This window comes from Streptomyces sp. WI03-4A (assembly GCF_033792105.1).
In the GTDB taxonomy this organism is placed as follows: Bacteria; Actinomycetota; Actinomycetes; order Streptomycetales; family Streptomycetaceae; genus Streptomyces; species Streptomyces collinus_A.
Genome location: NZ_JARAUO010000035.1, coordinates 70,180 through 89,289, shown reverse-complemented (window position 1 = coordinate 89,289; position 19,110 = coordinate 70,180). Strand labels below are relative to the sequence as shown.

14 protein-coding genes, 2 tRNA genes and 1 riboswitch are annotated in these 19,110 nt (G+C 73.9%); of the genes, 8 read left to right on the top strand and 8 right to left on the bottom strand.

The window, feature by feature from the left end; translation table 11 throughout:
- Positions 1-22: 22 nt before the first annotated feature.
- Positions 23-2,101 carry an asparagine synthase-related protein gene (locus PV343_RS29175; RefSeq protein ID WP_319149984.1) on the bottom strand — a complete coding sequence of 693 codons (2,079 nt, stop codon included), beginning with the start codon at positions 2,099-2,101 and terminating at the stop codon, positions 23-25.
- Between the two features lie 770 nt (positions 2,102-2,871).
- Between PV343_RS29175 and PV343_RS29170 the strand changes: the two genes are divergently transcribed.
- The 4 genes from PV343_RS29170 (at position 2,872) to PV343_RS29155 (ending at position 7,915) form a co-directional block, all read left to right on the top strand.
- Positions 2,872-4,296 (top strand): MFS transporter, encoded by a 1,425-nt coding sequence (locus tag PV343_RS29170; RefSeq protein ID WP_319149982.1) that lies wholly within the window; start codon positions 2,872-2,874, stop codon positions 4,294-4,296.
- A 63-nt stretch (positions 4,297-4,359) separates the two neighbouring features.
- Positions 4,360-5,577, top strand: a complete 1,218-nt coding sequence (lhgO, locus tag PV343_RS29165; protein ID WP_319149981.1) for an L-2-hydroxyglutarate oxidase — start codon at positions 4,360-4,362, stop codon at positions 5,575-5,577.
- A gap of 93 nt (positions 5,578-5,670) precedes the next feature.
- Positions 5,671-6,513: a tRNA (guanosine(46)-N7)-methyltransferase TrmB gene (gene trmB, locus PV343_RS29160; RefSeq protein ID WP_319149980.1), complete on the top strand. Its 843-nt coding sequence runs from the start codon at positions 5,671-5,673 to the stop codon at positions 6,511-6,513.
- 91 nt (positions 6,514-6,604) lie between these two features.
- A complete protein-coding gene (locus tag PV343_RS29155; protein WP_319149979.1) occupies positions 6,605-7,915 on the top strand; it encodes a PrsW family intramembrane metalloprotease in 1,311 nt (436 codons plus the stop codon).
- Between the two features lie 58 nt (positions 7,916-7,973).
- Here PV343_RS29155 and PV343_RS29150 read toward each other — a convergent pair whose 3' ends face one another.
- The 5 genes from PV343_RS29150 to PV343_RS29130 form a co-directional block, all read right to left on the bottom strand.
- A complete protein-coding gene (locus PV343_RS29150) occupies positions 7,974-8,921 on the bottom strand; it encodes an aldo/keto reductase (RefSeq protein ID WP_319149978.1) in 948 nt (315 codons plus the stop codon).
- Positions 8,922-9,070: 149 nt separating this feature from the next.
- Positions 9,071-10,102: a M23 family metallopeptidase gene (locus PV343_RS29145; protein WP_319149976.1), complete on the bottom strand. Its 1,032-nt coding sequence runs from the start codon at positions 10,100-10,102 to the stop codon at positions 9,071-9,073.
- A gap of 7 nt (positions 10,103-10,109) precedes the next feature.
- Positions 10,110-10,278: riboswitch (cyclic di-AMP (ydaO/yuaA leader) on the bottom strand.
- Between the two features lie 258 nt (positions 10,279-10,536).
- Positions 10,537-11,730 carry a PP2C family protein-serine/threonine phosphatase gene (locus tag PV343_RS29140; RefSeq protein WP_319149975.1) on the bottom strand — a complete coding sequence of 398 codons (1,194 nt, stop codon included), beginning with the start codon at positions 11,728-11,730 and terminating at the stop codon, positions 10,537-10,539.
- A gap of 201 nt (positions 11,731-11,931) precedes the next feature.
- Positions 11,932-12,005, bottom strand: a tRNA-Met gene (locus PV343_RS29135).
- A 66-nt stretch (positions 12,006-12,071) separates the two neighbouring features.
- Positions 12,072-13,205: a dihydrofolate reductase family protein gene (locus PV343_RS29130; RefSeq protein ID WP_319149974.1), complete on the bottom strand. Its 1,134-nt coding sequence runs from the start codon at positions 13,203-13,205 to the stop codon at positions 12,072-12,074.
- A gap of 68 nt (positions 13,206-13,273) precedes the next feature.
- On the opposite strand from PV343_RS29130, the gene PV343_RS29125 reads away from it, so the two are divergent.
- Both PV343_RS29125 and PV343_RS29120 read left to right on the top strand, forming a co-directional pair.
- Positions 13,274-13,843, top strand: coding sequence for a MarR family winged helix-turn-helix transcriptional regulator (locus PV343_RS29125; protein ID WP_319149973.1), 570 nt, complete (start codon positions 13,274-13,276; stop codon positions 13,841-13,843).
- Positions 13,844-13,966: 123 nt separating this feature from the next.
- Positions 13,967-14,602, top strand: a complete 636-nt coding sequence (locus PV343_RS29120) for a GTP cyclohydrolase II (RefSeq protein WP_319149972.1) — start codon at positions 13,967-13,969, stop codon at positions 14,600-14,602.
- 48 nt (positions 14,603-14,650) lie between these two features.
- Here the strand turns inward: PV343_RS29120 and PV343_RS29115 are convergent.
- Positions 14,651-14,723: transfer RNA gene (locus PV343_RS29115), tRNA-Lys, on the bottom strand.
- A gap of 88 nt (positions 14,724-14,811) precedes the next feature.
- Positions 14,812-16,347, bottom strand: a complete 1,536-nt coding sequence (locus PV343_RS29110) for an amino acid permease (RefSeq protein WP_319149971.1) — start codon at positions 16,345-16,347, stop codon at positions 14,812-14,814.
- A gap of 250 nt (positions 16,348-16,597) precedes the next feature.
- On the opposite strand from PV343_RS29110, the gene glgA reads away from it, so the two are divergent.
- Both glgA and PV343_RS29100 read left to right on the top strand, forming a co-directional pair.
- Positions 16,598-17,788: a glycogen synthase gene (gene glgA, locus PV343_RS29105; RefSeq protein WP_319149970.1), complete on the top strand. Its 1,191-nt coding sequence runs from the start codon at positions 16,598-16,600 to the stop codon at positions 17,786-17,788.
- Positions 17,785-19,104 (top strand): cation:proton antiporter, encoded by a 1,320-nt coding sequence (locus PV343_RS29100; RefSeq protein WP_319149969.1) that lies wholly within the window; start codon positions 17,785-17,787, stop codon positions 19,102-19,104. The genes glgA and PV343_RS29100 overlap by 4 nt, the downstream gene beginning before the upstream one ends.
- Positions 19,105-19,110: the final 6 nt, after the last annotated feature.

The window sequence follows — 19,110 nt, the reverse complement described above, 5'->3', positions numbered from 1 at the left end:
GGGCGCCGCACGGCGCGGGGCGTCAGGCGCCTGAGGCCAGGGCGTCGCGTCTCGGCTGGATTCCGGAGGGGACGGCTCGGGCGCGGGCGGGGGTGCCGGTCCAGCAGGTGCCCCGGCGGGAGAGCAGGCGGCGGAGCCAGAGTTCGAGGGAGACCAGGTCGGCCAGGCCGTCCAGGGGCAGGGGTTCGCCGGAGGCGGCGGCGCGCAGGGCCTTGCGGACCACGCGGGCCTCGACCAGGCCGGCCTCGGCCAGGAACGGGGTGGAGAAGAGGTCCACCAGGGAATCGGCGGCCAGCCGCAGCCCCGCGCGCGTGGCCGCGGCCGAGGAGGCGTGGGAGGGGGTGCCCCAGCCCGGTGGGAGGTCGGTGACGCCGGCGCCCTCCAGGACCGTGCGCAGCACGGCGGAGCGGGCCCCGGGCTGGACGCGCAGCGCCTCGGGGAGTTCGCGGCAGGCACGGACGACCTGGTTGTCCAGGAAGGGTGCGTGCAGCCGCTGGGAGCGGATCTCGGCGGCCTGCTCCAGGACGCGCAGGTCGGCGGCGTAGCGGGCGAGCACCGCGCGCGCGTGGTACTCGCCGGGGCGCTGGCTCGCGCCCAGGGTGGAGCGGTCCGCCCCGGAACCGAGCAGAACCGATACTTCAGCCAGTGCCTCTCCGGTCAGCCAGCGTGCCGCCGGCCCGGGTCTCGCCCAGGCGAGCGCGGCGAGGGACGCGCCGACCGCACCCCTGGGCTCGTCGAAGCGGCGCCGGATCAGCCGCTCGGCGAGGAGCTCGAGGCCGGTCCGGTACGGGGTGCGGGCCAGCCGCCGTGCGGCGCCGTACACGCGCGCCGGGACCATCACCGAGCCGTCGGCGCGGGCGAGCGCCGCGACCGGCCGGACCAGGTGGCGCCGCTTGCGGTCCATCAGGAGGTCGGCGAGGCGGGCCGGGTGGGCGTCCAGGACCTGGCGGGCGCCGTGGCCGGTGAAGTGGTCGGCGCTGCCCGCGGCGAACCGGGCGCGATGGCGGGCCGCGGTGACCAGCGAGGGGCCGGGCTCGTCGGTGAGGGGGCCGTCGAGGTCGGCGTACGGCAGGGTCTCCTCGCCGCCGGTGACCACCACGTGGTGCAGGCGCGGGTTGGCCGCGAGGGTCCCGGCGCGCTCCAGTTCGGCCTCCCGGCCGCCCACGGCCAGGTCGTTGAAGGTGACCGCGAGCAGCCGTTCGCCCGCGCCCGTGCCGTGGCCGAGCAGCGTGCCCGGCCGGCCGGGCAGTCCCGCCGCCAGCAGGGCCAGCGTGCCGGAGGCCGGGCCGCCGGAGAGGTCGGCGCCGATCCCGGGCATCGGCATGCCGCGCGCGGCGCGCCGCTCCGCGGGGCCCATCCCCGGCACCGGTCCGGGGTCGAGGTCGGGCACGTGCCGCGGTGCGGACATCCGCGCGCGTACGGCCTCGACGAGCGCGTCCCGTACGGCGTCCACCGCGCGGTCGGGGTCGGCGGGGGGCGCGGCCACGGCGAGGGAGGCCACCGGCTCGTACCCGGTGATCTCGCGCGCTCCCGCGCGCAGCACGAGCGCGTGTCCGGGCGGGATGCGCCGCACCCCTTCGTACGGGGTGGTGTCGCGCAGCGCGGCCGGTACGTCGGGGGCGGCGAGCAGGGCGGCCAGGTGGCCGAAGTCGAGGTTGGCCTCGATGAGGTCGGCGAGCGGCAGGGCGGCCGTGGCGTAGGCCGTGCCGCCGGCCCAGGGGGTGTGGAACACCGGCCGGGCGCCCGCGAGGTCGCCGCAGACGGTGATCCGGCGGCCGACCTGGACGACGGCCGTGTAGCTGCCGGCCCAGGCGGTCAGGTGACGCAGGGCGCCTCCGCGCGCCGTGAACAGCGCGCGCCGCAGTTCCTCGTCGCCGGCCGCGCAGGTGCCGAGAACGGCGATCCGGTTCTGGGCGTCGGCGCGCACCACCCGTACCTCGTCCGGCCGCCAGTCGCCCACGGCCCACAGGGGGTCGGGGTCGCCCCACAGGAGGTGGGAGCCGACCGGGTGCAGGGTCTCGCCGTCGTATCCGGTGGCGCCGGCGGTACCGGTTCCGGAAGCGCCCGCGGCGGTGCTGCTCCACCCCACCAACCACCGCATCGACGCCTCCACAGGCTGTGGACCACCCAGTGCACCGCATGAACCGGGTCCCCATGCTGCCATGAAGAACGCGCCGCGGAGGGGCGGTGACGCCGCCTTCGATCGAGGGAAAATCCCGCACGGGCCGGTACGGCGGGCGGGAGGCCGTCCGCTCGGCCGAGGCGCGGGGGCCGGCGGAAGGGCCGTGCCGCGCAAGGCGGGTGGCGGTGAGGGGCGAGATCGGCGCGGATAGGGTGCGATGCGAATGCGCCCCCGAAACGCGCCCCGAAAACGCCCTTCGCGCCCTCAAGTGCCGTGGTGGGAACGGAAATCAGCACCGGGAGCCGGGGGCGATTTTCAGCCAATTCGACTGCGGCCCACGAGATTTGAGCACGCTCCGTACAGGCCTGGGCAGCGCACACCGCCCCCTGTACGCGCACAGTCCGGGAGGCGGGCATCGCCTCCCGGACCGGTCCGCCACCCGCGGGGATGAAGGTGGCGGTGTCCCCCAGCCCACTGGATCCAGTACAGCGGGCCGACCCACGCAACAGCCATGGAACCGCTCCCCAGGTGGCCGGAGTAAGGCGCACGGACGGGCGCACGGCCACACGGGCGGGGGCACGTCGCGGCGGTCCGTGCACGGTGCGTACAGGGCCGTACTCCCGTACGGACCACAATCCCGCCAACCGGAAGAATGCCCCTTAACGCTTGGGATGCGGCGAACTACGCTGGGTTTACGAATGCCGCACGGTTATGCCAGCGCGGCAGCCGTCTGTGTCGAGGGGTGGCGCATGTCCAGGGAGCAACGCGGGCCGAACGAAAAACTCGGCACCGTTCTCGCCCTCGCGGGAATCAGCAACGCAGGACTCGCGCGACGCGTCAACGACCTTGGCGCCCAACGCGGGTTGACTCTTCGCTACGACAAGACGTCGGTGGCGCGCTGGGTCTCGAAGGGGATGGTGCCGCAGGGAGCGGCACCGCACCTCATCGCGGCCGCCATCGGCCAGAAGCTCGGCCGCCCGGTGCCGCTCCACGAGATCGGCCTTGCGGACGCGGACCCCGCACCCGAGGTGGGCCTCGCCTTCCCCCGGGACGTCGGCCAGGCGGTGCGGTCGGCGACGGAGCTGTACCGGCTCGACCTGGCCGGGCGCCGGGCCGGCACGGGCGGCATCTGGCAGTCGCTCGCCGGGTCCTTCGCGGTGAGTGCGTACGCGACGCCCGCGTCACGGTGGCTGATAACCCCCGCCGACAGTTCGGTCGCGCGGGAGGCGAACGCCGCCGAGGGCTCCGGCGCACCGATCAAAGTCGGCCACAGCGACGTGCAGAAGCTGCGGGAGGCCGCCGAGGACGCCAGGCGCTGGGACTCCAAGTACGGGGGCGGCGACTGGCGTTCGTCGATGGTGCCCGAGTGCCTGCGGGTGGAGGCGGCGCCGCTGCTGCTCGGCTCCTACTCCGACGAGGTCGGCCGCGCCCTGTTCGGGGCCAGCGCCGAACTGACCCGCCTGGCCGGCTGGATGGCCTTCGACACCGGCCAGCAGGAGGCCGCGCAGCGGTACTACATCCAGGCGCTGCGGCTGGCGCGCGCGGCCGCGGACGTCCCGCTCGGCGGCTACGTGCTGGCCTCCATGTCGCTCCAGGCGACGTACCGGGGCTTCGGCGACGAGGGCGTCGACCTCGCGCAGGCCGCGCTGGAGCGCAACCGCGGGCTGGCGACCGCCCGCACCATGAGCTTCTTCCGGCTGGTCGAGGCGCGGGCCCACGCACGCGCTTCGGACGCGCAGGCGGCGGGGGCGGCGCTGAAGGCCGCGGAGAGCTGGCTCGAACGGTCCAGGGAAGGTGACAACGACCCCACGTGGCTTGGCTTCTATGGTTATGACCGTTTTGCCGCTGATGCCGCCGAGTGCTACCGCGATCTGAAGGCGCCGCGCCAGGTGCGGCGGTTCACCGAGCAGGCGCTGTCGAAGCCCACGGAGGAGTTCGTGCGCTCGCACGGGCTGCGGCTGGTGGTCTCCGCGGTCGCCGAGCTGGAGTCCGGGAACCTGGACGCCGCGTGCGAGCAGGGGGTACGGGCCGTGGAGGTGGCCGGGCGGATCTCGTCGGCCCGGACGACCGAGTACGTGAAGGACCTGCTGCACCGGCTGGAGCCGTACGGGGACGAGCCGCGGGTGGCCGAGCTGCGGGAGCGGGCCAGGCCGCTGCTCATGGCTCTGGCGTAGGCGCGCCGCCCTCACCGCGTTTGAAGGCGCTGTCAGTGGCGCAGTGCACTATCGAGGTGGGAGGTGGTGCAGGTGCGGGACGGTGCGTACGACTGTGACGTGCTGGTGGTCGGGGGCGGGATCGTCGGGCTGTCGACGGCGTATGCGATCACGCGGGCGGCGCCGGGTACGCGGGTGACCGTGCTGGAGAAGGAACCGGGACCGGCCCGGCACCAGACCGGGCGCAACAGCGGGGTCATCCACAGCGGGATCTACTACCGCCCCGGCTCGCTCAAGGCGCGGTACGCGGTGCGGGGCGCCGCCGAGATGGTGAAGTTCTGCGCCGAGTACGGCATCGCGCACGCCGTCACGGGCAAGCTGATCGTCGCCACCGAGCGGGACGAGCTGCCGCGGCTGCACGCGTTGGTGCAGCGCGGCCGGGAGAACGGCATACCGGTGCGCGAGCTGGGCGCCGCGCAGATCGGCGAGTACGAGCCGGAGGTGCGGGGGCTCGCCGCGATCCACGTCGGCACGACCGGCGTGTGCGACTTCGTGGGCGTGGCCCGGCAGCTCGCCCGCGCCTCGGGGGCGGAGATCCGCTACGGGGCGCGGATCGTGCGGGTGGACCGCCGGCCGGAGCGGGGCGTGGCCGTGCTGACCGCGGCCGGGGAGGTCGTGCGCGGCCGGGTGCTGGTGAACTGCGCCGGGCTGTACTGCGACGAGGTGGCGCGGCTGGCCGGGGACGAGCCCGGGGTGCGGATCGTGCCCTTCCGCGGTGAGTACTACGAGCTGGCGCGGCCGGAGCTGGTGCGCGGTCTCGTGTACCCGGTGCCGGACCCGGCGTTCCCCTTCCTCGGAGTGCATCTGACCCGCGGGATCGACGGGGGCGTGCACATCGGGCCCAACGCGGTGCCGGCGCTGGCCCGGGAGGGGTACGGCTGGGGGGTCGTCCGGCCCCGGGAGCTGGCCGGGACGGTGGCGTGGCCGGGGTCCTGGGTGATCGCCCGGCGGCACTGGCGGTACGGCGCCGGTGAGCTGCGCCGCTCAATGTCCAAGGGGGCGTTCCTTCAGGCGGTGCGCCGGCTGCTGCCCGCGGTGGAGGAGACGGACCTGGTCCGGGCCCCGGCCGGGGTGCGGGCGCAGGCGGTGCTGCGGGACGGGACGCTGGTGGACGACTTCCTGATCCGCGAGGGCGCCCGGACCGTGCACGTACTGAACGCGCCGTCCCCCGCGGCCACCGCCTCCCTGCCGATCGGCCGGGAGGTGGGGCGCAGGGCACTGTCCATGCTGGCGGCGACGTGAGGCCACGCGGCCGGGGGCGGGCGGAGCGCCGTCGGGAGGGGCTGGTGGAGCGCCGTCGGGAGGGGACGGGTGGCGCCGTAAAATCGTGGCACTGTGTCTGACTCGCTGAACGCCTCCGAAGCCCCCCGGTCCGGTCCCGCCGAGCCGGTGTCCCCGCATCTTTCCGGTGTGTCCGTGCGGCACAGCCGGGCCAAGGGGGAGCCGCGCTTCCCGGACGGTCCGAGGGCCGATCCCGCCGGGTCGCACTTCGAGCGGCGGATCCGGAGCTTCCAGCCGCGGCGCAGCCGGGTGACGGCGGGGCAGGCGGACGCGCTGCAGCGCCTGTGGCCCAAGTGGGGTCTGGACATCGACGGGCAGCGGGTGATCGATCCGGCCGAGCTGTTCGGGAACGACGCCCCGGTGGTGCTGGAGATCGGCTTCGGGATGGGCGAGGCGACCGCGCAGATGGCGGCCGGCGACCCCGGCACCAACATCCTCGCCGTGGACGTGCACACCCCGGGCCAGGGGAACCTGCTCAACCTGGCCGAGCAGAACGCCCTGTCCAACGTCCGGGTGGCCAACGGGGACGCGATCATCCTGCTGCGGGAGATGCTCCGGCCCGACTCGCTCGACGGACTGCGGGTCTACTTCCCGGACCCCTGGCCCAAGAAGCGGCACCACAAGCGGCGGCTGATCCAGCCCGAGTTCCTGACGCTGGCCGCGACCCGGCTGAAGCCCGGCGCGGTCGTGCACTGCGCGACCGACTGGGAGCCCTACGCCGAGCAGATGCTGGAGGTGCTCAGCGCGCACCCCGACTTCGCGAACACCCAGGCGGACGGCGGTTTCGCCCCGCGTCCCGGGTTCCGGCCGCTGACCCGTTTCGAGGGCCAGGGACTGGACAAGGGACATGTGGTGAACGACCTGCTCTTCCGCCGCGTACCGTCCCGGAACCCGTAACCGTCCCGGAACCCGTGACCGCCCCGGTAACCGCCCGGCCCGGCGCCGGCGCCCGCCCCGTCCGTCAGGTCCCCCCGTTAGGGTCGATGCCGTGGCCATCAGTCCTCCGTACCCGACCTTCCCGCCCGGCCCCGGAAGCGGCGCACACCCGCACTGGTGGCAGCGCCGGTGGGTGCGGTACGGGGCGCTGATCACGCTGCTGACGCTGTCCGGCCTCGTCATCCTCGCGATGGTGCGCCGGCAGACCGGCACCGAGGGCTTCCTGGTGGGACTGGGGCTCGCGGTCCTGCCCGTGCCCTGGCTCATAGCCGCCTTCCGCTGGCTGGACCGGGTGGAACCGGGCCCCTGGCGGAACCTGCTCTTCGCGTTCGCCTGGGGCGCCTGCGCGGCCGCGCTGATAGCCATCGTCGCCAACACCTTCGCGACCAAGTGGATCGCCACGGCGACCGCCGACCCGGCCGGCGCCGACACCCTGGGCGCGACCGTGATCGCGCCGATCGTGGAGGAGTCCGCCAAGGCCGCGGCCGTGCTCCTGGTCTTCCTCTTCCGCAGACGGGACTTCACCGGGATCGTCGACGGCGTGGTGATAGCCGGGATCACCGCCACCGGGTTCGCCTTCACCGAGAACATCCTCTATCTCGGCACGGCCTTCGGGACCGACCAGCTCACCGGCGACCGCGGCATCGCCTCCGTCACCGCCGCCACCTTCTTCGTGCGCGTCGTGATGTCCCCCTTCGCGCACCCCCTGTTCACCGTGCTGACCGGCATCGGCTTCGGCGTCGCCGCGCTCTCGGCCGAGCGGCAGCACGCGCGGCGCGCCCTGGTGCCGCTCGGCGGACTGCTGCTCGCGATGAGCATGCACGCCTTCTGGAACGGCTCCTCGACCTTCGGCCAGTTCGGGTTCTTCGCGGTCTACGGCGCCTTCATGGTGCCCGCCTTCGGCCTGCTGACCTGGCTGGCGGTCTGGACGCGGCAGCGCGAGCTGCGGACCGTGCGCGAGGAGCTGCCGGTCTACGTGTACGCCGGGTGGCTGGGGCCGGCCGAACCGTTCGCCCTCGGGTCGATGCGCGCGCGGCGCACGGCGCGGGACCACGCCCGGCAGCACTTCGGGGGGCGGCCCGCGGCCCGGGCGGTGGCCGAGTACGAGGCGTACGCCACCTCGCTGGCGTTCCTGCGGCACCGCGGGCGGCAGGGGCGGGCCGGGGCCGACTTCGTGGACCGGGAGCGGGAGCTGCTGGCCGAGCTGTGGCGGCGCAGGGGGGTGGCCCGGCCGGCGCTGGAGTACGCGGCCAGGGCGTCCGTGCGGGTGCCCGCGGCCACGGCGTACTGGGCGCCTCACGGGTACCCGGGGCACGGGCACCCGGCGGCGCCGTACCCCGTGCACAACCCGTACCGGACCTAGGGCCTGTGTGCGGCCGCCGGGCCGGGCCGGTGGTGACCGGGACCCGGCGCGGCGGGGCTCAGGCGGAGGCCAGGGTCAGCCGGTCCGACTCCTCCTGCGTCAGCTCCAGCTCCGCCACTCCCAGCAGCGCCGGAAGCTGTTCCACGGTGCGGGCCGAGGCGATCGGGGCGGTCACCGACGGCCGGCCGGCCAGCCAGGCGAGGGCGACCGTGGCCACCGGAGCGTCGTGGGCGGCGGCGATCTCGTCGAGGGCCGTGAGGACCTTCTGGCCGCGCTCGGACTGCAGGTGCTTGGCGGCGGAGCCGGCGCGGGCGCTGTCGACCTGCGTGCCGGGACGGTACTTGCCGGTCAGGAAGCCCGAGGCGAGGGCGAAGTACGGGACCGCGGCGAGGCCCTCAGCCGCGGCGAGGTCCTGCAGCGGGCCCTCGTAGGTGTCGCGGGAGACCAGGTTGTAGTGCGGCTGGAGGGCCACGTACCGGGCCAGGCCCTCGCGGTCGGAGAAGTCCAGCGAGGCCCGCAGGCGTTCGGGGCTGATGTTGGAGGCCGCGATGTGCCGGACCTTGCCCGCCCGCACCAGCTCGTCCAGCGCGCCGATGATCTCCTCCACCGGCACTTCGGGCTTGTCGAAGTGGGTGTAGTAGAGGTCGATGTGGTCGGTGTCCAGGCGGCGCAGGGAGGCGTCGGCGGCGGCCTTGATGTTGGCGGCGGTCAGGCCCTGGTACTCCGGGTGCTGGCTGACCTTGGTCGCGACGACGACCTCGGAGCGGTTGCCACGCGCCTTGAGCCACTTGCCGATGATCGTCTCGGACTCGCCGCCCTTGTTGCCCTCGACCCAGGCCGAGTAGGAGTCGGCGGTGTCGACGAAGTTGCCGCCGGCGGCCGTGTAGGCGTCGAGGACGGCGAAGGAGGTCTTCTCGTCGGCGGTCCAGCCGAAGACGTTGCCGCCGAGGGCGAGCGGGAAGACCTCGAGGTCGGAGGTGCCGATTTTGCGCAGGGAAGCAGTCATGTCTGTCTCAACGGTCACCGCGGCGCCGCCCATTCCGGTTCTCCCGCGAACGGTGTGTGAACACGACGGCCCGCAGCCCTGATGTCCGGGGGGTGCCGTCAGGGCTGCGGGGGCCGGTTCAGCGGCCGGTCAGGGGGTGAGGCGGGCGGTCAGGGGGTGAGGCCCTTGCCGCGCAGCCAGGTCATCGGGTCGATGCCGGTGGCCTGGCCGTTGGGGTGGACCTCCAGGTGGAGGTGGGGGCCGGTGACGTTGCCGGTGGCGCCGACCCGACCGATGACGTCGCCGGTGCCGACCTTCTGGCCGACCTTGACGTTGATCGAGGACTGGTGGCAGAACCACAGCTCGGTGCCGTCGTCCAGGGTGAGGATCGTGCGGTAGCCGTAGGCGCCGGCCCAGCCCGCCTCGGTGATGGTGCCGCCGTGGATCGCCTTGATCAGCGTGCCCGTGGGAGCGGCGAAGTCGAGGCCGGTGTGGTAGCCGGAGGACCACATCGAGCCGGGCTGGCCGAAGGTGCCGGTGATCGTGTACGAGACCACCGGGAGCTGGAACTGCTTGGCCAGCTCGGCCAGGCGCTCCTCCTCGGCCTGCTTCTTGGCCGCGGCCTCCGCCTTCTCCTTGGCGTCGGCGGCCTTGGCGGCGGCCTCCTTCTCCGCCTTGGCGGCCGCGTCGGCGGTCTGCTTCTCGGCGGCGGCGACGGCGACGGCGGTGGCCTTGGTCTCGGCCTTGCTCTGCTGCTGCTCGGCCTGGGCCATGATCCGGTTGCGCAGGGCCTCGCCGGCGTCGCTGTGGTCGCTCTCGGCGGAGGCGGTGCCGACGTGGCTCAGCGAGGCCGTGGTGGCCGCGGGCGCGTCGGAGGTGTCGTCACCGAGGAGGGAACCGACGGAGGGGAGGTCGGGCATGGAGATGGACACCGGCGGCTTGCCGGTGTGCGCGCTGGCCATGCCGCCGGCGCCGACGGCGGCGATGACGCCGACGCCGAGGACCGTGGAGCTGCGGGCGAGTCCGCCGCCGCGCTGCTTGGCGACGCGGTGCCGGCCGCGCACGGGGCGAATGGATTCCTCAGTGGGATTCCATTCCTCCCAGGGGCCCTCTTCGGTGCGGTACTCGCCGTAGCCGAAGGTGTCGGACTCACGCTGAGCCGGCACGAACGGGGCTTCTGGGGCAGGCCGGTTGGACGCCACGCGGGCGTACTCCTTTCCTTCCTCCGCCTACCGGGTTAGCTGACGGGTTCGGAGCAGGAAGGTCTCCTACGCGCGTATACGAGCCGTGGACCAGTACGGTTCACGGCGGTATTCGCGTGATTCACCCCAAGGTGGTGGTTCCCCGGTTCCCTCGCGGGATTCGGCGCGTGCGCACGGAGCCGCCTCTGGTGACGGCTGGGACGACCGCGCTGCGTTATCGAACGTTAATAGACCTGACTGTGAGATTCCAAGCCGTTCGGCTTGATCATTAAGGTTCTTTCGGCTGGACGTACGCGTCAGGAACGGCGGAAAACGGGCGAGTTGACCGAAGCTCAGCAGTCTCAGAGGTTTTGATGGTGACTCAGATGTGATGCGGAGGGCTTCCGTCCGGTGACCCTGGGTGAGGGCGCTCGACGCGGCTGCCGGGGAGCCGGTCAGGGCCGCCGTACGGCGAGCAGCGCCATGTCGTCCGCCGTGCCGCCGCCGGAGTGCCGCCGCACCTCGGCGGCGAGGCGGGCGAGCAGCGTGCGCGGGTCGGGGAAGCGGCGTCCGGCGAGCCGGCGCCAGGGGTCGTAGAAGCGGCCGTGCGCGTCCCGCGCCTCGGAGAGGCCGTCGGTGTACAGCAGCAGGGTGGCGCCGCTCGGGAAGGCCGACTCGGTCGCCCGGTCGGGCCACCGGCCCAGGTCGCTCATGCCGAGCGGCAGCGCGCTCTCGCACGGGACCAGGCTGCGCAGCGAGCCGTCGGCGTGCAGCAGCAGCGGCGGCGGGTGGCCTCGGTTGACGATCCGGACGGTGTCCTCGCCGTGCGGGAGTTCGGCGAGGACGGCGGTGGTGAAACCCTCGAAGGCGTCGATCCCGTCGCGCCGGGTGCCCTCGCGGGCCAGCGCGCGCTCCAGCCGCTCGGCCACCGCCTCCAGCGCGCTCTCCTGCTCGGCGGCCTCCCGGAACGCCCCGATCACCACCGCGACGGCGGCGACCGCGCCCAGGCCCTTGCCGCGCACGTCCCCGACGATGAGCCGGACGCCGTGCGGACTGTCCTGCACGGCGTACAGGTCGCCGCCGATGAAGGCGTCCTTGCGCGCCGCCTCGTAGCGGGCCGCGATGTCGAAGCCGGCGATCCGGGCGGCCGGCTGGGGCAGCACGGCCCGCTGGGCGGCCTCGGCGATCTCCCGGGCCGAGGCGAGCCGCCGGTCGCCCAGGCGTACGACCCGGTTGATGGCGACGGCCAGCAGGGCGACGGTGGCCACCGTGACGACCTCGGTCACCAGACTCGCGTCCGCGCCGGTGCCGAAGCGCGCGTGCACGGCGAAGGTGGCGACCAGGGCGGCGAGACCGGTGAGCACGGTGGTGCGCAGCGCGGACAGGGGCGCGGCCACCAGCGGAGCGGCGGTGAAGAAGGGGACGCCGGTGAACACGCGCGGGGTGAGCAGGTCGTACAGGATTCCGCCGGCGATCAGCAGCACCGGCAGGGCGCGGGCGAGGGTGCGCGGGGCCGGGCGGCGGGCGCGGCGCCCGGCCGGCGGGAGCGGCGGGGGCGGGTGACCGGCCCCGGGGTCGGGGACGGATACGCCGGGGATCCGGCCGCCGGCCCTGGCGTACGGGCTCTCCTCCACCTCACCAGGGCGCACTGCTCGTCTCCCGTGTCCTTGATCCCGCGTCCAGCGTGGCGGGGGCGCACGGGCCGGGCGACCGCTGTGGACCGAGCGGGCGACCGACTGTGACGCACGCCACTCGGCGTCCGGGCGGCGCCGGACCGGGGTCCTGGTGGGGTGGGCCGGAAAACACTCAGGGCCGGAATCCATTACTGGATTCCGGCCCTGAGCCTTCAGTAGCGGGGACAGGATTTGAACCTGCGACCTCTGGGTTATGAGCCCAGCGAGCTACCGAGCTGCTCCACCCCGCGTCGTTGTGACTCCAGTGTACGCCATCCGCGGGGTGCCGAGCACACGGCTTTTCCGTGGGGTGCGGATCAGGGCAGCAGGTGGGCGTTGGGCGCCTTCGCGCGGCCCTCGTACTCGGGCAGCTCGACGACGTCCACGCCCGCCCCGGTCAGGACGCCGGTGCCGTCCGCCGCCGTCACGAACGTGTCGGGCTCCCGCCAGGCCGTGACCACCCTGCGGGCGCCCGCCCGCAGGATCAGCTCGGCGCAGGGAGCGGGACGGGAGGCGCGGCGGGAGCAGGGCTCCAGGCTGCTGTAGACGGTGGCGCCGGCGAGGCGCGGGTCGGCGGGGTCGATCTTGGCGAGGGCCGCCTCCTCCGCGTGCACGACGGGGTCGCCGCCCTCCCGCGAGTGGCCGCGCGCCAGCTCGGTGCCGTCGGCGGCGACCACCACCGCGCCGACGCTGAAGGCCGTCCGCGAGGGCGGGCAGAGGGCGGCCAGCTCGCAGGCGGTGCGCAGCCAGCGGTGGTCGGCGGCGGTGGGCAGCGGGCCGGTGCCGGGTGCGGTGGGCTCGTAGCGCATGAGGACGACGTCCTCGATCCGGCGGGTCTCGGTGAGCCGGAGCCGGCCGGACTGGTACGCGCCCGGGCCGAACATCCGCGGGGCCGCCGGGTCGCCCACGAACAGGGGGGCGAGGACGAGCTGGAGCTCGTCGGCGAGGCCCTGCTGGAGGAGCTGGGTGTGGACGGTTCCGCCGCCCTCGACCATCAGGCGCCGGACGCCGCGCTCGTCGTGCAGGTGTTCCAGCAGGGCGCGCCAGTCGAGTCCTGGGCCGAGGGAGACCACGTCAGCGGTGCGGCCGAGGGCGCGGGCGGCCCGGCCGGCGCCCCGGTCCGTGGTGTACACGAGCTTCTCACCGCCGGTGTGCCAGAAGTGCGCCTCGGGGTCGAGGTCGCCGGAGGCGGTGACGGTGACCTTCAGGGGGTAGGCGGGCCTGCCGCCGGCCTCGCGGGCCGCGCGCCGCTCGGGCGAGTTCACCAGCAGGCGCGGGTTGTCGGCGCGGATGGTGCCGGCGCCGATCAGGATGGCGTCGACGGAGGCGCGCACCTCGTCGACCCGGTCGAAGTCGGCGGGTCCCGACAGCAGGAGCCGGTCGGGGCCGGTGTCGTCCAGGTAGCCGTCGAGGGAGACGGCGGCGGACAGCAGGACGTACGGGTACGGCATCGGCGCGCTCCCTCGCGAAGACCCTACCGGATCTTGGTTCAAGTTTGAAACAAACCTACACTGGTGGCATGACGACCCGCTGGCTCACTCCCGAGGAGCAGCGCGCCTGGCGCGCGTACATCGCCGCCTCCAGGCTGCTGGAGGACGCGATCGACCGGCAGCTCCAGCAGGAGGCCGGCATGCCGCACCTGTTCTACTCCGTGCTGGCCAATCTGTCCGAGGCGCCCGAGCGGCGCCTGCGCATGACCGACCTCGCGGAGACGCTGAAGATCACGCGCAGCAGGCTGACGTACGCGGTGTCCAGGCTGGAGCGGGACGGTCTCGTACGGCGGGAGGACTGCCCCCGGGACCGGCGCAGCAGCATCGCGGTGCTGACCGACGCGGGGACGGCCGTGCTGGAGCGTACGGCACCCGGTCACGTCGACACCGTCCGCACGACCCTCTTCGACCGGCTCACGCCCGAGCAGGTGGGGCAGCTGGAGGAGATCTGCTCGGGGATCGCCCGGACCCTGGAGGGGGAGGAGGCGGGCGCGGCTCCCGAGGATGTGCCCTGGCGGCGGCGCTCGTCGCCGTGTGCGGGCCCGCCCGAGGGGACGCCCGGGCGGCCGTCCGCCGGGCCGCCCGGGCCGTCCGTGTAGCGGCCGGGGGCACCGCAAAGGCATTGCTTTAACTTTTAAGCATGGGGTAGGGTCCCTCTCCTGCCTTCTGCTTCAAATCTGAAGCAGAACTCGGCAGCATGGGAACGGAACCCGGAGGCCCGCATGCCCGACACACCCGCCGCAACGCCGCGCGCCCGCGTCCGGGTACCGCTGCACTTCGCCGACGGGTACGCCGTCGACGCCGAACTCGTCACCTTCCACGGCCTGACCGACGGCCAGGAGCACATCGCCGTCGTCCTCGGCGAGCCAGGCCCGGTCCCCCTGGTGCGGCTGCACTCCGAGTGCCTGACCGGGGACGTCTTCGGCTCGGCCCGCTGCGACTGCGGCCCCCAGCTGCGCGAGGCGGTCGAGCGGATCGCCGAACGCGGGGGCGTGCTGCTGTACCTGCGCCAGGAGGGACGCGGCATCGGCCTGTACAACAAGCTCGACGCCTACGCGCTGCAGGACCAGGGCCTCGACACGTACGAGGCGAACGCCGCGCTCGGCCTGCCGGAGGACGGCCGCGACTACACGGCCGCCGCGCAGATGCTGCGCGCGCTCGGCATCGACGAGCTCGACCTGCTCTCCAACAACCCCGACAAGGCGGGACAGCTCCGCGCCCTCGGGGTGGCCGTCCGCGACCGCGTCCCCACGGGCGTGTTCACCACCGCCCACAACGTCCGCTACCTGCGGGCGAAGGTCCTGCAGACCCAGCACACGCTGCCGCTCGCGGAGTTGACGGAACTCAGCGCCGGCTGACACGAAAGGAGCCCCGGCCCGGACGGCGTCCGGACCGGGGCTCTCCCGTAGGCCCTGTGGGACTCGAACCCACAACCAATGGATTAAAAGTCCACTGCTCTGCCAATTGAGCTAAGGGCCCTGGCGATGTTGCCTGTCCGAGCATAGCCGGACGAGGCCGTGTCTCCGATCGGGTATCGGTGACCCGGCCGCGTCGGGTGCGGGAAGGGCTACTTTTCGACCGGCTCGACCGGCTCGGCGGGGGCGGGGCCGGGGACGTGCGCGGGCCTGAGGAACCAGTGGCGGGCGGAGGCCAGCCACCAGGTCGCGGCGAACCCGAGGACGACCAGGACGGCGACCGGGGCGTAGTTGAACGTCTTCCAGGTGACCGGGGAGACCTGGGGCAGCATGAACAGCACGGTGATCACCACGACCCAGGTGACGGACACCATGCCGATCGGCACCGACCAGCGGCCCAGGTGCCAGGGGCCGCGCTCGAAGTCCGCTCCCCTGCGGACGCGCAGGAAGGTCGGCACGACGTAGGCGATGTACAGGCCGATCACCGCGATCGACGTCACCGCCGCGTAGGCCGTCGAGTTGATGAGGTAGGGCAGGCCGAGGGCCAGGGCGCCGAGCGCGGCCAGCCAGACCGCCGCCACGGGGGTGCGGGTGCGCGGGCTGACCGTGTGCCAGACGTGCGAGAAGGGCAGCGCCCCGTCGCGGGAGAAGGCGTAGATCATGCGGCTGTTGGCGGTGACCGAGGCCATGCCGCAGAACAGCTGGGCCCCGATCACCACCAGCAGCAGCAGCTTGCCCGTGGTCGCGCCCAGCGCGTCCAGCAGGATCTGCGCGGGCGGCGCGCCGGTCGGGGAGGCGAGCTCCTTGTCGTACGACTGGATGGCGAAGGTGAAGCCGAGCAGCAGGACGAAGCCCGCGATCCAGGAGGTCCAGATGGAGCGGACGATGCCCTTCGGGCCCGCGGTGGAGGCGTCGTGGGTCTCCTCCGTCATGTGCGCCGAGGCGTCGTAGCCGGTGAACGTGTACTGGGCCATGAGCAGGCCGAGCAGGACCACGTAGAGGCCGCTGCCCCAGCCCGTCTCGTTGACGAACTTCGTGAAGACGAAGGACGCCGACCGGTGGTGGTCCGGGACGAGGGCCAGCGCGCCGACGATCACCGCCACGCCCAGGACGTGCCACCACACGCTCACGCTGTTCAGGAAGGCGACGATCCGGACGCCGAAGGTGTTCAGCAGGCCGTGCAGCAGGAGGATGCCGGCGAAGAGCAGGACCGTGCGGCCGGGGGTCACCTCGAAGCCGAACTGGAGGTTCAGGTAAGCGCCGAGGAAGGACGCGGCGCCGAAGTCGATGCCCGCCGTCACCGCCACCTGGCCCAGCACGTTGAACCAGCCCGTGAACCACGCCCAGGCCGCCGCCGAGCGCGGGGGCGCCAGGCGGTGGGCCCAGAAGTACAGGCCCGCCGAGGTCGGGTAGGCCGAACAGATCTCGGCCATGGACAGCCCCACGAACAGGGTCATCAGCCCGACCGCGACCCAGCCCCAGGTGATCACCGCGGGACCGCCGGTGATCATGCCGAAGAGGTAGAGGGTCAGGCAGCCGGACAGCACCGAGATGATGGTGAAGGAGACGGCGTAGTTCGAGAACGCCGACATCCGGCGGGCGAGGACCTGGGTGTAACCGAGCTGGGCCAGCCGTTCCTCGTCGGACGGCCCTTCCGCTCCGCTGCGCACTGCCGCGTCTTCTGTCATGCCCCCAGCAATTCCCTGTCTCGGGCGGTGACATGCGACACACCGTCATCGCCCTAGCGTGGATGCGTGGTCCGCGGCCCCCGCTCTCCCGCCCCGTCGTCAGGGGGCCGCGGACTCCCAGGTCATCCCGGGCGCGGACCCGCCGCTCCCCGCACCCCACCCGCGCCCCGGCCCGGTCCGTCCCGGTCCGGCGCGGGCCCGCGCACGCACGGAACCCACCGCTCTCGGCCGCCGACGTCAGGAAGTACGGATGAACACACGCGTGGATCTGCTCACCAAGGAATTCCCGCCGGCCGTCTACGGCGGCGCGGGCGTGCACGTCACCGAACTGGCCCGGCAGCTGCGCACCCTGGTGGACCTCAGGGTGCACTGCTTCGGAGAGCCGCGCCCGGAGCCCGGTGTGGCCGCCTACCGGGAGCCGCATCTGGCGGACGGCGCGAACCCCGTGCTGCGCACCCTCGCCACGAACGTGGAGATGGGCGCCGGCTGCGCGGGGGCCGACCTGGTGCACAGCCACACCTGGTACGCGAACTCCGCGGGCCGGCTCGCCCGGACCTTGTACGGCATCCCGCACGTGGTGACCACACACAGCCTCGAACCGCTGCGCCCCTGGAAGGCGGAGCAGCTCGGCGGCGGCTACCGGCTGTCCTCGCTGGTCGAACGGACCGCCGTCACCTCGGCGGACGCGGTGATCGCCGTGTCGCACGGGATGCGCGAGGACGTGCTGCGCGTCTATCCGGAGGTCGATCCCGAGCGGGTGCACGTGGTGCACAACGGCATCGACACCGACGCGCACCGGCCGGACCCGGGCACGGCCGCGCTGGAACACCACGGCATCGATCCGGACCGGCCGCTGGTCCTCTTCGTGGGCAGGGTGACCCGGCAGAAGGGGCTGCCCCATCTGCTGCGCGCCGCCTTCGAACTGGACCCGGCGGCTCAGCTGGTGCTGTGCTGCGGGCAGCCGGACACCCCCGAGATCGCGGCGGAGACGGCCGCGCTGGTCGAGGAGCTGCGCCGGGTCAGGAGCGGCGTCGTCCGGATCGACGGCATGCTCGACCCGGTCTCGCTGCGCCAACTGCTCACCCACGCGGACGTGTTCGTCTGCCCTTCGCTGTACGAGCCGATGGGCATCGTCAACCTGGAGGCGATGGCGTGCGACACGGCCGTGGTGGCCACCGCCACCGGGGGCATCCCCGAGGTGGTGGACGACGGCGTGACCGGGCTGCTGGTACCGGTCGAACAGGAACAGGACGGCACGGGCACCCCGCTGGATCCCGGGCGCTTCGCCGCCGACTTCGCCGCCGCGGTGAACCGGCTGCTCGCCGAGCCGGAGCGGGCCCGGGCCATGGGTGAGGCGGGACGGGCCCGGGCCCGGGACCGCTTCTCCTGGCGCGCGGCGGCCGAACGGGTGCTGGACGTCTACCGCGAGGTGCTCGCGTGACGGGTGGCGCCGCCGGTGCGTCCGGCCCGCTCGACCCCACGGCCGCCTTCCTGCTCGGCCTGTCCGCGCTGCTGTTCCTGACGTACGGCGCCGGCCGGGCGGCCCGTGCGGCCGGACTGCCGCCGGTCGTCGCCGAGATGGCCGTCGGCCTGCTGGCCGGCCCGTCGCTGCTGGGGGCGCTCGCCCCGGGGGCGCACCGTCTCCTCTTCGGTCCGGGCACCCTGCCCGCCCTGGACACCCTGGCCCAGCTGGGCGTGACGCTGTACGCCCTCGGCATCGGCCGCCGACTGGGCCGGGCGGAGGAGACGCCGGACGGGGCTCGGGAGACACACGGCGAGGGGGTGCGGGGTGGGACGGTGGTGGTGTTGGCGGCCGTGTCGTTCGGGGTGCCCATGGTCGCCGGGGTGCTGCTCGCGCTCGGGCCCGTCGGGCGGTTCGCCGGTCCGCGCACCGGCACCACCGGGTTCGCCCTCTTCCTCGGGTGTGCCCTGAGCGTCACCGCGCTGCCGGTGCTCGCCCGGCTGCTGGAGGCCGCCGGGCTGACCCGGACCCGGGTGGGCCGGCTGAGCCTCGGCGCCGCGGCAGCGGGCGACGCGGCCGCCTGGTGCACCCTGACCGCCGCGCTGGTGGTCTCCGGCGCGGTCCGGTCCGGCCGGCTAGTGCTCGCGGGGTGCGGGCTCGCGGCCGTGGCGGTGCTGTGGTGGGCGAGCCGGGGCCGCCGTGCCCGCCGGCCGGGGGCCGGACTCGTCCTGCCGGCGGCCGGCGGGGTGCTGGCCGGCGGCGCCTCGGCCGCGCTCGGGCTGCACCAGCTCTTCGGCGCGCTCCTCTTCGGCTTCCTGTACGGCAGGCTGCGGCCGGGCCCGGCACCCGGACTCGACATGCTGGAGCAGGTGGCCGCCGCGGTGCTGCTGCCCTGTTTCTTCCTGGGCTACGGACAGCGCCTCGACCTGGGCGCGTTCGACTGGAGCGGGACGACGCTCGCGGTCGTCGGGGCGGTGGTGGCGGTCGCGTGCGCGGTGAAGACGGCCGGCTGTGCCGCCGTGGGCGCGCTGCGCGGGCTGCCCGCCGCCGAGTGGCTGCGGCTCGCGGTCCTGATGAACTCCCGGGGACTGACCGAACTGGTGGTGCTCTCCGTCGGCTACCAGGCGGGCCTGATCGACCGCACCCTGCTCATCGCCCTCACCCTCATGGCCCTCCTCACCACCGCCCTCGTCGGCCCCGGCCTGACCCTGCTGGACCGGCTGCGCCCACTGGACGCCGCGCCGGGGACACCGGCCGGGGGCGGGGCGGCGGACCGGGTGCGGGTGGAGGCGTAGGCGAGC